Here is a 13,830-nt window from a genome sequence, read left to right on the forward strand (position 1 = left end):
CGTTATTGGTCGAATGCCCAATGGACTATTGGTCAGTTAGTCAATAGCATCGAGGGCATGACGTCAAGCACTTCTTCGACGAGATCGCGGAAGCGACCCGAAGAGCGACGTCAGGAGATCGTGGATGCGGCGGCAGCGATCGCGCTCGAAGAGGGCATGGAGCGCATCACGCTGCGCGCCGTCGCGCAGCGTCTCGGCGTCAGGCCGGGCTTGATCACGCACTATTTTCCGGCGGCGGAAGACCTCGTCGTCGAGGCGTTCACGCGTGCCGCGCTGACCGAACGCGAGCGGTTCTTCCCGATGGACGGAGGAACCCCGCTGCAGCGGCTCGCGCACTTCGTCGACCACATCCAGCGCGGCCTGTCGTCATCGCTCGCGCGCCTGTGGCTCAACGCGCAGCATCTGTCCCGCTTCAGCCCTTCGGTCGCGGCCGCTGTGGAGGAGCAGGACGCCCTCGACCGCTCTCGCCTCACCGAACTCATCCGCGAAGGGATCGCGGTGGGCGAGTTCGCCGACATCGACGCCGAGGCCGCCGGCATCCGGATCTTCCTGGCGGTCGACGGCCGCGGGGCGTACGTCAACCGCACGGCGGACCTCTCGCATCCCGCGTACCGCGACTTCGTCGCAGACGTCACGGAATGCATGCTGGGCCTCGCGCCCGGCACGCTGGAGCGCCAGATCCAGGCCTGAGCCAGCCCCGGACAGAGAGAACGGTCCCGGCCGTGGGGAGTGGACCGGGACCGTTCAGGAGTGGGGAGGAGCGGGCACCCGAATGCCGCACCTCGACCCTGAGCTCTCATTCCCTTGCCCCTTCAGGCTATGCGGGACCGCCCCCGGCTTCGGAGGGTTGACAGCCAGCGACCTCGTTGCTATCGCCTGTCAAGGCAGCGACAAAGAGGACCTGCAACCCGCACGCTGGGAGAAGACGATGGGAGCAGACGGATGACGAAGAACGATCCACCCGCCTTCGAAAGCGACGACGATGCAGGGTACGAAGGTCCGGATGTCGAACGCTCGGTCGAGGACGAGCCGTTCATCGACCCCCCGGAAACAGCGATCTCGACGACAGCGCGGACTCGTACGTGAGTCCGGCACGCGACGGGTCTCCTTCGCCGTAGGGAGACAGGCCTACTTCCCGGCCGACTCGTCAGCGCACGTCGTAGAGCTCGCCGACCGGAACGGCGAACGACAGCACGTTGCCCGTCTGCGCGAGCGGGCACGCCCATGCGGGGTCGTACGCGCAGGACGGGTTGTAGGCGAAGTTGAAGTCGAGCACGATCGTGCCGCGTTCGGAGTCCGAGCCGAGGTCTGCGCCCTTGATCGTGTCGATGAGATACCGACCACCGCCGTAGGTGCCGTCGGGCTGACCGGCGAGCGAGTCACGCACGGGAATGAAGAGTCCCCCGCCGTACGTCGTGAGCCTCCAGACGTCGAGGGTGCCGGCATCCGGAATCTCGACGACGCCGACCCGCTCGAACGGCACGACGCCGTCGGTGCCCGTCGCGAACTCGAATCCGCCGGCCTCGGCGGGCAGGATGGGCAGTTCGAATCTCCACGCGGCATCATACGGGGCGATGGGAAGACCTTCGAAGAGCAGGCGGTCGCTAGAGAGCAGCGGAGTCGCAGGATGCCGGGCCATCAGGTCATCGCGTTCGATCCGCCACAGCTCGTGCGCCTCTTCGGGGTCGTCCGCTTGCCGGACGGCCGCGTAAAGAGCGAAGACGCGGCGGCGCCAGTCGACGACCTCCGAAGCAGTGCGCGCAGTCGTGACGGTCATCCACTCAGGCTACGCATCAAGCACGATCAGTAGTGGACGAGGAGGGTCGAGGTGACCCGGTCGCCGCCGGCGAGCTTCGCCTGGTACATCGCGTTGTCGGCGGCGCGGATGAGGCGATCCATCGCCGGGGTGCGATCGTTGCCGACGGTGACGACACCCACGCTCGCGGTGATGACGAGTTCCTCCGGGAGTTCGGGATACGGGCCGGTGATCGCCAGACGGATGCGGTCCGCCACGACGAGCGCGTCATCGGGGGTGTCGACCGGCACGACCGCGATGAACTCGTCACCGCCGAAGCGACCCAGCACATCGCTCTCGCGGATGACGCCGCGAATGCGCAGACCGACCTCGCGGAGGAGCGCGTCGCCGGCGCCGTGACCGAGCACGTCGTTGACGGCCTTGAAGCCGTCGAGGTCGATGAAGATGACGCTCAGCGCGGTGTAGCCGCCGACGAGCATGCTCGCGACATCCTCTTCGACGAGGCGACGATTCGGCAGACCCGTGACCTCGTCGTGCATCGCGGCGCGTCGCACGGTGCCCTCGAGCCGCACGCGGGTGATCGCCTGGGCCGCCTGATTGGTGAGGGCTTCGGCCAGGGGCACGGCCTCTTCATCGAACTCGCGCGGATGGTCGAAGTAGCAGATCATCGAGCCGATCGGCTCCCCGTGCGAGCGCAGCGGCGACGCGATCGCCGCCTGGATGCCGCCGGCGCGATAGACGTCGGCGATCCCGATCCCGGGGAGGTATGCCTCGGCCTCGTCGGGCGTCGTGACGACGAGCACCTCATCGCTGAGCATCGTGAGCGCGCCGGTCGGCCGGAGACCCTCCGGCCAGTGCGCTGCCAGCGGATTCACGCCCGCGACGTGCACGAGCCCCTCTGGCCCCGCGATGTGGACGCTCACATGGCTCGCCGCGAACGAGCGCTGCGCGGCATCCACCAGCAACTCGGCCGCATCGATCTCCGTGCGCACATTGCCGAAGCCGACGGCGGAGTTCAAGAGGATCTGCAGGCGCTTCCGTCCTCGCTCGGACTTGGCCTCGGCGCCGCGAAATCCCTCGGCGAAGGCGGAACGCGCCGATACATCGAAGACGACGACCTGCTGGGTGGTGCCCCCCGGTTCACCGAGCAGGCCGACGACGACGGGCCGCACGCCGCCCGCCGGCGCATGCAGTGTGGCGTCGGTCGGCCGATCCCCCTCCGATGCTCCGAGCGGCATCCGCAGCGTGAGCACGCGCTCGAGAGGGCGTCCCACGACGTCGGACGGTTCGCAGTTGAGCCACTGCAGCAGCGTGTCGTTGACCTCGACGATCGTCGACCCGCGATCGATCGTGATCGAGGCACACCCCGTAAGCTGCAGCATCCCGATTCCGTCCTCGCGGCCGCACTCCCGATGCACGCCTCATCGCAAATGTTCCGTGGTCGAAGGGCGAATGTCAAACCTGACGAGGCAGGAAACTGATTAGTCGCCCTAACCACCGATCCTCTGAGAAGTCGGTCAGGTACTGATCGCGCACGAGCCCGGTAGTTCAGGGCGAGAGTTCGTCGATCGTCATCGCCGCCGTCAGGAGCGCCAAGTGGCTGAGCGCCTGCGGCAGATTGCCGCGGAACGCGCCGGAGTCGGGGTCGATCATCTCGGCGAGCAGTCCGACGTCGTTCACGTGCGCGCGGAGCTCGTCCATGAGTTCGATGGCCTCGGCGTGCCGGCCGACGCACGCGAGGGCGGATGCCGCCCAGAATCCGCACGCGACGAAGGTCGCCTCTTCCTGCTGGACTCCCGAGTAGCGGTAGAGGTGCGGCCCGGCGCCGAGCTCTTCCCGCAGCGCGTCGACCGTCGATGACATGCGCTCGCCGCGGTCGAAGCCGCTCATGGCGTGGAGGAGCACCGAGGCGTCGAGATCGTCGGTCTCCGGATGCATCACATAGGCGCCCCGGACGTCCGACCAGCAGTTCTCGTGGACCCATTCCTCGATGCGCGCGCGCTCGGACCGCCAGCGGTCGGCGCTGCCTGCGACCTGACCGAGCTCGGCGAGATGCACCGCGTCGCCGAGGGCCTGCCAGCATCCCATCTTCGAGGACGTGTAGTGCTGCAGGTCGGGCAGCTCCCACATGCCCGCATCGCGATTGCGCCACAGGTCGCACGTGCGGTCGGCGATCGCGGCCAGCATACGACCCGTCGCGACGTCGAGGATGTTGCCGGCGTCGACGTACGTACGGCAGATCGCCAGCAGGTCGCCGAATACTCCGAGCTGCAGCTGCCCCTGCGCCGGGTTGCCCGTGACCACGGGGCCGAGGCCGCGCCACCCCGCGACATCGTACTCCTGCACTCCCACCGGCACGTCGCCGTCGAGTCCATAGAAGATGTGCAGCTCGGGACCGTTCTCGCGGATCGTGCGCAGCAGCCACGAGATCGCCGCATGCGTCTCTTCGCGCAGCCCGAAGCGCACGAGCGCGTGCGCCGTGTAGGCGAGATCGCGCACCCACGCGAACCGGTAGTCCCAATTCTTGCCACCACGGGGACTCTCGGGGAGGGAGGAGGTCGCAGCGGCGGCGATCGCGCCGGTCGGGCTGAAGATGAGGAGCTTCAGGGCCAGCGCGCTGCGCTGCACGTCGTCACTCCACCTGCCCTCGTACGAGAACTCCCTCGACCACGCCCGCCAGTTGCGGATCGTCCGGTCGATGCCCTCGTCGACGATCGCGGGGTCAGGAAGGTGCACGGGCTCGTCATGCGTCGCGACGACGACGAGCATGTGGCGAGAGCCCGCCTCGGTCGCGAAGGCGCCGCGGACTTCGGGATGCGGCTTTTCGGGGGACGTGCGCGGGTGGTGACGGCTGCCGACGACCGCGATCGTCGCGTCACCCACGCGGATGACAGGACCCGACCGCGTGCGCTCGATCCACGGCGAGGCCGTGCCGAGCGCCGTGCCCGGCCGGACCCGCCAGCGGAATCGCACCGAACCCGAGACCCCCTCGATGCGACGCGCCAGCTCAGCCCACGGCAAACGTCCGGCAACGCCGGTGACGAGGGCATCGGTGACGATCGCGCGGCCGGTCTCGGTCGTGAACGTCGTCGTCAGAACGTTCGTGCCGGCGAGGTAGCGCCGCGATACCGAGTACTCGCCCACGGGTTCGAGCTCGATGCATCCGCCCGTCTCGTCGTCGAGCAGCCGAGCGAAGATCGGCAGGGAGTTCAGGTTCGGGATCGGCAGCCAGTCGACCTGGCCGCGCAGACCGATGAGCGCCACCGTCCGGCCGTCGCCGATCGCCGCGTACGACCGGAGTTCCTCACCCGGTGGGGACGAGGAGGGGCGCGCGGGCACGCCGGTCAGACGTCCTTGTCGGGCGTGGGGTCGCCGGGGTCTTCGGGATCAGGGGATGCCGGTGACCCCTCGATGCTCTCCAGCGAGCCGGGCAGGGTCAGATCCTCGTCCGGGATGACATCCTCCGCTCGGGGCGGTTCGTCCTCGCCGTGCACGCCGCCGTCGTTGCGCTCAGGCGCGCCTCCCGAGGCCGTGTCGGCCTCGACGTTCTCGTCCGGCACACCTTGGGTGTTCGGCTGATCGCTCATATCTCGTCTCCTTCTCTCGCGGTGCGCGTCACAGGGCGCGCAGCTCGGCCAGCAGATCCTTCGCGGCGCCCTCGAGGAAGGGCGTCTGCGCGTCATCGCCGACCTGCACGACGGCCACGTCGGTGAAACCCGCGTCGACGTACTCCTTCACCGCCGCGACGATCTTGTCGAGGTCGGGGCCGCACGGGATCGCCTCGGCGACGTCCTCAGGCCGGACGAACTGGCTCGCGCCCTCGAAGCCGGCGGGGGTGGGCAGGTCGGCGTTGACCGCCCAGCCCCCGCCGAACCAGCGGAACTGGTCGTGAGCCCTCGCGATCGCTGTCTTCTCGTCGGGGTCCCAGCTGATCGGGATCTGGCCGATCTTGCGCGATGCGCCGTCGTGCGCGGCATCCCACTGATCGATGACGTCCTTGTCCGGCTGCACCGCCACGAGGTGGTCCCCGAGCGGCGCGAAGCGCTCGACCGATTCGTCGCCCGAGACGGCGAGCGCGAGGGGCACCGGCGTGTCCGGGGCATCCCAGATCCGCGCCGAATCCACGCGGAAGTAGTCGCCCTCCCATGTCGTGAGTTCGCCGGTATGCAGCTCCCGGATGATGGCGATCGCCTCTTCGAGCATGTCCTGGCGCGCGCTCACGGCGGGCCAGCCTTCGCCGATCACATGCTCGTTGAGGTTCTCACCCGATCCGAGGCCGAGGATGAAGCGACCTTCGGCGAGATCCTGGAGCGTCGCCGCCTTCTGGGCGACGATCGCCGGGTGATAGCGCATCGTCGGGCACGTGACGTAGGTCATGAGCTCGACGCGGGAAGTGGCGTGAGCGACCGCGCCCAGCATCGACCACGCGTACGGCGAGTGCCCCTGGCTCGTGAGCCACGGCGAGAAGTGGTCGCTCGACACTTCGAAGTCGAATCCGACCTCCTCCGCCGCGATGGCATAGCGCACGAGGTCGCGCGCGCCGCTCTGCTCCGTCATGAGGGTGTAGCCGAACTTCGTGGTCATGATGCTCCTCGCATTCTCAGATGGTGGCGACCGAGCCCGAGTCGACCCGGTAGTTGGAACCGTTGACGAACGAGGCGCGGTCCGAGCAGAGGAACGCGATGACGGCGGCCACTTCTTCGGGCTCACCCCGCCGGCCCAGTTCCATATACGGCCGCTCCTCGGCGAGGAAGGACTGGATGGCCTTGGCCGGCGTCGTGCCGAGCTCATCCGCGCGCTTGCGCATCATGGCGTCGGTCATGGGGGTGTGGATGAATGCCGGCGAGACGGCGTTGACGAGCAGTCCCTCCGACGCATAGGACCGCGAAAGCCCCTTCGCGAGCGCGAGGATCCCCGCCTTCGCCGCGCAGTACGGCAACTCGTCGTCGTAGGGCTGCACGGCATCCTCCGACGCGAGGAACACGAGCCGGCCCCACCCGCCCTTGCGCAGCGACGGCAGGAACTGACGGACCACGCGGACCGGACCGATCAGGTCGGTCTCGATCGTCTTGACCCAGCCTTCGTCGGTGATCTCGTGGAAGAGACCCTGGGCCCCCGTGACCCCGGCGGACTGCACGAGGATGTCGATGTCGCCGACGGCATCCATCACCTTCTCGTGAAGCTCTGCGAGCGAGTCGACGCTCGTGATGTCGGCGTCGAACGCATGCAACGTGCCCGACGACGCCTTGAGCTTCTTCGCTGCGTCGGCGAGGGCATCGGCGTCCTTGTCGGTCAGGACGACCGTCGCGCCTTCATCGAGCAGCAGACGGGCGGTGTGCCATCCGATCCCCGAATCGCCTCCCGTGATGAGCGCGACGCGGCCGCTGATTCCGAGGTCCATGCCCGGTCGTCACTTCGCGCGCGGCGCGGGAGTGCGGTTCTCGGCGCTGACCATCCACGCGAACTGCTCGAGCTTCTCGATGATCGCGTGCAGGATGTCGGCGCTCGTCGGGTCCTCCTCGTCGACGTCGTCGTGCACACCGCGCATCGTGGCGACCGTCGCGTCGAGCCGCTGGGTGATGAGATCGACCGTCTCGGACGTATCGATCTCGCCCTGCGGATACTCGGGGAGCGTCGTCGTCTCGGCGACCGTGTCGCTGCGGCCGTCGGGGATGCCGTGCAGGGCGCGCATGCGCTCGGCGACCGTGTCGCTGAACTCGCGTGCCGCTTCGATGATCTCGTCGAGCTGGCGGTGGGTGTCGCGGAAGTTGCGCCCCACGACGTTCCAGTGCGCCTGCTTGCCCTGGATCTGCAGCTCGAGCAGGTCGACGAGCACGGCCTGCAGATTCTCATCGAGCGTCTTCGATGCGACGAAGCCCTTCTCGGCGTTCTGCCGCCGGGTCTGCTTCGCGCCGGTTCCACCGGGAGCTCGTCGCGAAGCGGTCTTCGCGGAGGCGGTCGTCTTCGTGGTCGCCATGATCAGGCTCCGATCTCTTCGTCCGTACCGACGCTAACGACGACGCGGCGATGGATGACGGGGGTTGACGCATGGCGATGCGTGCGCAAGAGGTCGGCAGTCAAAACTAGTTAGGCTTCCTAATCACCCCCTGACCTGCCTTCTTTTGACCGGCGCGGCAACGGATCCGAACTTCTTCGCCGGCCCCGCGTAGGATCTGAGAGAGCGGACGACACGGACCGACGAGGGTCCGCATCCGTCACGATCCACGCGCCGCCCGCCCCTGAAAGGCCTTCGTTGACCGACACGTCCACCCCTTCGCCCGACGAGCACAGGGAGCGGCTTCTCGCCGAGCAGCGACGCGCCGAAGAGTGCGCGGCCGAGCCGATCCGCACGATCGGCCGCATCCAGTCCCACGGATACCTCTTCGGCGTCGATGAAGCCACCGGACTCGTCGTGATGGCGGGCGAGAACTCCGCGGAGTGGCTCGGGCGCGACCTGCGCGAGGCCGGGGACTCGACGCTCTCGTGGGCGATCGACCAGAGCCTGGCCGTCGACCCCGTGCGCGCGGAGTTCGACGGCATGCGCTGCGATGTCATCGTCCACCGCGGTACGTCGCCGCTCATCGTCGAGCTCGAGCCCGTCATCCCCGACCTCGACTACGTGCGCACCGGTGTCGTCGGAGCCATCCAGCGTCTCTCCGGCATCACCGATCCCGACGAGCTGCGTCATACCGCTGCCCGTGAGATGAAGCAGATCACGGGCTACGACCGCGTCATGTGCTACGCGTTCTACGACGACGGCCACGGCCAGGTCGTGGCCGACGAGCGCGAGCCCGACATGGAGCCGTATCTCGGCCTGCACTTCCCCGCGTCCGACATCCCCGCGCAGGCGCGGGCTCTCTATCTCGAGAAGCGGTCGCGCGTCATCGCCGACACCGACGACGCCGGCTCGCCTCTGGTGACATCCCTCGATCCGACGACCCAGTTCGACCTCAGCCTGAGCGAGCTGCGCTCCGCGTCGCCGCAGCACATGCAGTTCATGCGCAACATGGGGCAGGCGGCGACCGTATCCTTCGCGGTCGTCGGCGACGGCCGGCTCGTCGGGATGTTCACGTGCGCACACCGCACGCCGCGTCGGCTTCCCGTGCTGCTGCGGCGGGCCCTCGAGGTCCTTGCATTGCAGGTCGCGTCGCAACTGGCTGCGGCCGAGCAGATCCGTGAGCTCCGACGCCAGCTCGACGCCCGTCAGCGTCGGGCCGCGATCACCGCTCCGCTGTACGGACGACAGGATGCCGGCGAGCTCCTCATGACCGGAAGCCGCACGGTCCTCGACGCCGTCGCGGCGGACGGCGCGATCCTGCGGATGCACCGCACGGTCCGCACGGTCGGCGAGGTCCCCGATCCGGCAACGCTGCTGAGCGCACTCGACGAAGCGGGCGCCATCGCACTCGCCTCCGACGCTCTGCCCATCGAGCACCCCGTCCTGGCAGCGGCCGCGCCGGGCGTCGCGGGTCTCGTCGTCGTGCCCCTCGGCGCCGAGGGCGACCGCCTCGTCTTCGTGCGACGAGAGGTGGCGCGGACGGTGGACTGGCTCGGCGACCAGAGGCCGGCCAACCGCGACCAGCCGCTCTCGCCCCGGCGGTCCTTCTCGGCATGGAGGGAAGAGGTGAGGGGTCACAGCGTCCCGTGGGATCACGATGCCGAGAGCGCCTTCGACCTGGGCGAGGACATCCGTGCCGCCCTCGCCGCCCGGGCGCAGGCCGAGCTCGCTGAGCTCGCCTGGCGCGACTCTCTGACCGGCCTGCACAACCGTCGTTTCCTCGACGACCGCCTCCACACGCTGCTCGCCGACGGCGACGTCGGACTCGTCTTCCTCGACCTCGACGATTTCAAGCGCATCAACGACACCTACGGGCACGACGTGGGCGACGCGGTGCTCACGGCCGCGGGCAGGCGGCTCACGGGCGTGACGCGCTCGTCGGATCTGGCGATCCGCTTCGGCGGCGATGAGTTCGTGATCGTCGTCGTCGGCGCCGGGACCGTCGACGCCTCCGCGGTCGCCGAGCGGGCCCTCGCCGCCATCAGCGAGCCGATCGCCGTGGAAGGGACGGTCGTCACCGTGGCGGGCTCGGCCGGGATCGTCACGGCTGCGCAGGGGTCCGAAGCGGCCGAGATCCTCAGCGCGGCCGACGCCGCGATGTATCGCGCCAAGCGTGCCGGCGGCGGCCGGGTGTCAGGCTGACGCCGACGGTTCGGGAACGATCCGCAGGCCCCCGGGTGAGTTCGCCGTGTCGACGAGGTCCTGCAACCACTGCTTGCTGATCTCGGGCATGGGCGCTTCGTACTCGAAGCGCAGCGCCACGACCGGCGAGATCCAGACCGCCTGACGTCTGCTGCCGTCCTCGTCGGAGAGAGCGAACGAGAAGCTCTCCTGGCGGCGGAGCTTGGCCATCACCACGAGCTCGAGATGCGCGAGCGTACGGTCGTCGATCTCGAAGGACGTCGCCGGCGAACCGTAGTGGAATGCACCCATTCCCCCACTCTAAGCCGCAGATCAGCCGCACTAGGGTGGAGGGATGGCGATCGTGAACCGACTGACCGTGGACGGCCGAGACTACTTCCTTCCGGAGCCCGTCTCCGAACTCAAGGAGCAGATCCTCGCCGCGATCCGCGCCGGCGGCGGCTACGTGAACGTCCCGCCCCTCCGCGGAGGTCCCGGCATCGACATCCTCTTCTCCCCCGGCATGCCCGTCACCTGGTCGCAGATCGAGGTGCCGGATGCCGCGCCTGCGCCGTCGGACGGCTCGACCGAACCGGACAGCGGCTTCGACATCTGACCCCGATCAGGCGCCGAGCAGAACCGGCTCCAGCTCCTGCGCGGTCGCGGGCCGACCCCACAGGTAGCCCTGCCCGCGCTGGCAGCTGCGACCGCGCGAACGATCGAGGTCCTCGAGCGTCTCGATCCCCTCTGCGACGGTGCGCCAGCCGTGGGACTCGGCGGCACGGATAACGCCGGCCACGACCTCGTCCGCAGCGGTATCCGAACGCCGCGTGAGGGAACGGTCGATCTTCACCTCGTCGATCGGAAGGGATTCGAGCATCGCCATCGTGGTCATCTCGCCGTCGAAGTCGTCGACCGAGATCGACATGCCCGCCTGGTGCAGCAGGTCCACCGCGGCCCGCATATCGGGGCGCAGCTGGGGTGCGGGGGTCTCGGTCACCTCGATGGTGACGGCGTCGGGCTCGAGTCCGGCGCGCTCGACGGTCTTGATGATGCGCCGCCCATACGACGCCGTGAACCGCGCCGGAGACGCGTTCGCCGCCAGGCCGATGTCGGCGCCATGCTGACGCCAGCGCCGCACCTGAACGGCGGCGAGGTAGAGCACCTGCAGGTCGAGCTCGTCGAGGAAGCCGCCCTCTTCGGCGAGCGGGATGAACATATCGGGCGCGACGACCCCGAGTTCGGGGTGATTCCACCGCGACAGCGCCTCGACACTGACGGGGCGCATCGTCGAGAGCTCCGCCGTCCGGGCGTCGAGCTGCCACTGCACCTGGTACGCGATCGTCAACTGCGAGGTGGCCAGCGCAGAGCGCAGGTCTCGTGTCAGTGACGCCGTGTCGTGCATAGCATCCAGGTTGGGTCACTCGTCCAATCTGTGCAACGCGAGCGTTTTCGCCGCGGGACGTGTACACTGCCGGCCCGCCTGCCGGCCCGCATCCCGATCGCCCGCTCCGCACCTTAGGATCGCAGGGATGGGAACCATGACTTATGACTCCAAGGTCGTCGCCTCCTTCGACGACCGCGTGCTCGCACATCTCCAGCACGTGATCTGGGCGAAGCTGCGGCGCGGCGAGGCGTTCCCCTTCACTTGGACCGACCCCAACCGGGCCGGGATCGGGCGCACTTCGGTCTGGCTGACCCCGCACGCGACGCTGTCGTTCCAGTACTTCGGCGGACGCATCGCGAGCCTGAACCCCGCGTGGATCGAGGCGCTCAACAAGTCGGCCAACTCGCCGGCAGGCCTCTCGCTGGTGCCCGAACCCGACGACCCGGCTCAGCGTTAGCCGAGCCCCCGGTCCCCCTCAACGACCCGGTTCCCGCGGAGCGCTGGCCTAGCGTCGAACGTACGAGCGTGCCGCCGCCCGATCGGAGATCGCCCGCGGCGCGCGACGCGGCGCGTCGACCGTGTGGGTCGCGGTGATGTTCTGCCGGCGCCAGCGGCGAAGATCGTCGAGGATGTCGCCCGTGCGGCTGTAGCGGACGGGGAGCGGAATGCCCCCGGCGATCCACAGGACGTCGAACCCGCCCTCCGTCTCTTCGACGCAGGCGACCACACGTCGTGCGTCGGATGACGAATACGCGTGGTCGTGCACGAGCCAGTGCTCTCGGTCGATCCGTACGAGTTCCAGGGACCCTTCGCCGTTCATCGCTGTGCTCCTCCTTGGGGCGATGCATCCATCGTGAACGGTGGAGCGCTCGGATGCCTGGGGTTGACTTCCGCCCGAACCCGTGTCGCCCGTCACTTCATGCACGGCCAAGGCGATCGACTACGGCCCCGGGTTGCACCTGCTCGGCGATCAGAGGACGGTGGGGGGATGGATCACGACGAAGCGACGCAGGTGGCATCCCGCGCGGTCGAGCGCCTGCGGCTCGCCGAGGCCCGGCTGGCACGACGACGACAGACGGACTGCGGCCCGAGCGAGACCGCGCGAGCTGCGATGCGCTTCGTCTGGGAGAAGTCGGACGCAGGCGACAACGCCACTCCGACCGAGATCGCCGAGCACGTCGGCATCTCCACGCCCTCCGTGACATCCATGCTCAACCGGCTCCATGCAGGCGGGATGATCAGCTTCATCCCGAACCCCGCCGATGGCCGCAGCAAGCTGGTCGTGCCCTACGATCGCTCGGTGCATCCCGACGAGATCGACCCCCTCGGCGCGAGCATCCGCTCCTTCGCCGAGGACCTCGGGCCGGACGAGGCCGCCGTCGTGGCGCAGTTCGTGGAACGCCTGATCGCCGCGATCGACCTCGAGTGCACCTGACGGCAGAGGCCTGTCAACCCTCTCCGCTTCGGGCTGGCCCTCGGTAGGAAGGGATCATGGCCGCCCTGATCAGCACTCGCGTCGGAATCATCGTCGGAAGCCTGCGGACGGAGTCGATCTCCCGCAGGATCGCGCATGCTCTCGCGGAGCGCGCGCCGGGCTCGATGGAGTTCGCCTGGATCGAGATCGGTGACCTGCCGCTCTACTCGGAAGACTTCGACGACGACCCGCCCGCGCAGTGGACGCGCTTCCGCGACGAGGTGCGGTCGTGCGACGGACTGCTTTTCGTCACACCCGAGTACAACCGGTCGATCCCCGGCGCGCTCAAGAACGCCACCGACATCGGCTCTCGACCCGACGAGGACGCGAACGTGTTCGACGGCAAGCCCGCCGCGATCGTCAGCGTGTCGCCGTACGCCAACGGAGGGATGGCGGCCAATCACGCGCTGCGGCAGAACTTCGTCTACATCAACCTGCGCACGATGGCGCAGCCCGAGGCCTACATCGGCATGGCGGAGGACGTTGTCGACGAGGAGGGACGCGCGGGCTCGGACGAGTCGGATCGTCTCCTCACCGAGTTCATGCAGGCGTTCGCCGAGTGGATCGCGCTCGTCGGTCAGGGCGAGAGCGGCGAGCGACCCATCGTGGGGATGCTGCACTTCCTCTCGCCCGAGCCGCGCCGGCTCGCGAGGTTCTGGTCGGAGCTCATGCGCCTGCCCATCGCGGACGGTGCGACCGACGATCTCGTGATGCTCGATTTCGACCACGTCGTGACGCCGACGACCTGGATCTTCGGGCGCGCGACCGACGCGGCTCGCGGCCGCGCACCTCTCGGCCTCGACATCGGCGTGCAGGACGCCGACACGTGGGCCGACGTGGCGACGCGGGCCGAGGCGCTCGGCGCGGAGCGCGTCGGCGAGCACGAAGACGGTGGCATCCAGTGGATCGAGATGAACGACCCGGACGGCAATCGTTTCCGCGTCTTCGCTCCGCGCCCCGAAGCAACCTGACCCTGACCCCGGACGCGGACCGCGGCATCCTCACCCACGGCAGCGCGCACAGGAACTCGCTGA

The 13,830-nt window shown here is 68.7% G+C and carries 16 protein-coding genes; 6 read left to right on the forward strand and 10 right to left on the reverse strand.

Annotated elements, in window-relative coordinates:
* The first annotated feature begins 57 nt into the window (after window positions 1-57).
* On the forward strand, window positions 58-690 hold the full coding sequence (locus MA876_RS18590; RefSeq protein WP_248152956.1) for a TetR/AcrR family transcriptional regulator: 633 nt from the start codon (window positions 58-60) through the stop codon (window positions 688-690).
* A gap of 457 nt (window positions 691-1,147) precedes the next feature.
* Here the strand turns inward: MA876_RS18590 and MA876_RS18595 are convergent, their stop codons facing one another.
* The 7 genes from MA876_RS18595 to MA876_RS18625 form a co-directional block, all read right to left on the reverse strand.
* Window positions 1,148-1,777: a DUF1684 domain-containing protein gene (locus MA876_RS18595; RefSeq protein ID WP_248152957.1), complete on the reverse strand. Its 630-nt coding sequence runs from the start codon at window positions 1,775-1,777 to the stop codon at window positions 1,148-1,150.
* A 26-nt stretch (window positions 1,778-1,803) separates the two neighbouring features.
* Complete coding sequence (locus tag MA876_RS18600) at window positions 1,804-3,138, reverse strand: GGDEF domain-containing protein (protein ID WP_248152958.1); 1,335 nt, start codon at window positions 3,136-3,138, stop codon at window positions 1,804-1,806.
* Window positions 3,139-3,304: 166 nt separating this feature from the next.
* A complete protein-coding gene (locus MA876_RS18605; protein ID WP_248152959.1) occupies window positions 3,305-5,095 on the reverse strand; it encodes a glycoside hydrolase family 15 protein in 1,791 nt (596 codons plus the stop codon).
* Between the two features lie 5 nt (window positions 5,096-5,100).
* Window positions 5,101-5,343, reverse strand: a complete 243-nt coding sequence (locus MA876_RS18610) for a hypothetical protein (RefSeq protein ID WP_248152960.1) — start codon at window positions 5,341-5,343, stop codon at window positions 5,101-5,103.
* A gap of 28 nt (window positions 5,344-5,371) precedes the next feature.
* On the reverse strand, window positions 5,372-6,340 hold the full coding sequence (locus MA876_RS18615; protein ID WP_248152961.1) for an LLM class F420-dependent oxidoreductase: 969 nt from the start codon (window positions 6,338-6,340) through the stop codon (window positions 5,372-5,374).
* A 16-nt stretch (window positions 6,341-6,356) separates the two neighbouring features.
* Window positions 6,357-7,157, reverse strand: a complete 801-nt coding sequence (locus MA876_RS18620; RefSeq protein WP_248152963.1) for an SDR family NAD(P)-dependent oxidoreductase — start codon at window positions 7,155-7,157, stop codon at window positions 6,357-6,359.
* Window positions 7,158-7,166: 9 nt separating this feature from the next.
* Window positions 7,167-7,733, reverse strand: coding sequence for a Dps family protein (locus MA876_RS18625; RefSeq protein ID WP_248152964.1), 567 nt, complete (start codon window positions 7,731-7,733; stop codon window positions 7,167-7,169).
* A 276-nt stretch (window positions 7,734-8,009) separates the two neighbouring features.
* Here MA876_RS18625 and MA876_RS18630 point away from each other — a divergent pair, with 276 nt between their 5' ends.
* Complete coding sequence (locus MA876_RS18630; RefSeq protein WP_248152966.1) at window positions 8,010-9,956, forward strand: bifunctional diguanylate cyclase/phosphodiesterase; 1,947 nt, start codon at window positions 8,010-8,012, stop codon at window positions 9,954-9,956.
* On the opposite strand, the gene MA876_RS18635 is transcribed toward MA876_RS18630, so the two are convergent.
* Window positions 9,948-10,247, reverse strand: coding sequence for a DUF7882 family protein (locus MA876_RS18635; RefSeq protein ID WP_248152967.1), 300 nt, complete (start codon window positions 10,245-10,247; stop codon window positions 9,948-9,950). The genes MA876_RS18630 and MA876_RS18635 overlap by 9 nt on opposite strands.
* Before the next feature lie 43 nt (window positions 10,248-10,290).
* Between MA876_RS18635 and MA876_RS18640 the strand changes: the two genes are divergently transcribed.
* Window positions 10,291-10,551 (forward strand): hypothetical protein, encoded by a 261-nt coding sequence (locus MA876_RS18640; RefSeq protein WP_248152969.1) that lies wholly within the window; start codon window positions 10,291-10,293, stop codon window positions 10,549-10,551.
* A 6-nt stretch (window positions 10,552-10,557) separates the two neighbouring features.
* On the opposite strand, the gene MA876_RS18645 is transcribed toward MA876_RS18640, so the two are convergent.
* Window positions 10,558-11,340, reverse strand: coding sequence for an EAL domain-containing protein (locus tag MA876_RS18645; protein ID WP_248152971.1), 783 nt, complete (start codon window positions 11,338-11,340; stop codon window positions 10,558-10,560).
* Between the two features lie 127 nt (window positions 11,341-11,467).
* On the opposite strand from MA876_RS18645, the gene MA876_RS18650 reads away from it, so the two are divergent.
* A complete protein-coding gene (locus tag MA876_RS18650) occupies window positions 11,468-11,779 on the forward strand; it encodes a DUF7882 family protein (RefSeq protein WP_248152972.1) in 312 nt (103 codons plus the stop codon).
* Between the two features lie 48 nt (window positions 11,780-11,827).
* Here the strand turns inward: MA876_RS18650 and MA876_RS18655 are convergent, their stop codons facing one another.
* On the reverse strand, window positions 11,828-12,142 hold the full coding sequence (locus MA876_RS18655) for a hypothetical protein (protein WP_248152973.1): 315 nt from the start codon (window positions 12,140-12,142) through the stop codon (window positions 11,828-11,830).
* Between the two features lie 168 nt (window positions 12,143-12,310).
* Here MA876_RS18655 and MA876_RS18660 point away from each other — a divergent pair, with 168 nt between their 5' ends.
* Window positions 12,311-12,757: a MarR family winged helix-turn-helix transcriptional regulator gene (locus tag MA876_RS18660; protein ID WP_248152975.1), complete on the forward strand. Its 447-nt coding sequence runs from the start codon at window positions 12,311-12,313 to the stop codon at window positions 12,755-12,757.
* Window positions 12,758-12,813: 56 nt separating this feature from the next.
* Complete coding sequence (locus MA876_RS18665) at window positions 12,814-13,767, forward strand: NAD(P)H-dependent oxidoreductase (RefSeq protein ID WP_248152976.1); 954 nt, start codon at window positions 12,814-12,816, stop codon at window positions 13,765-13,767.
* Window positions 13,768-13,830: the final 63 nt, after the last annotated feature.

This window comes from Microbacterium aoyamense, from assembly GCF_023155855.1.
GTDB classification, from domain to species: domain Bacteria; phylum Actinomycetota; class Actinomycetes; order Actinomycetales; family Microbacteriaceae; genus Microbacterium; species Microbacterium aoyamense.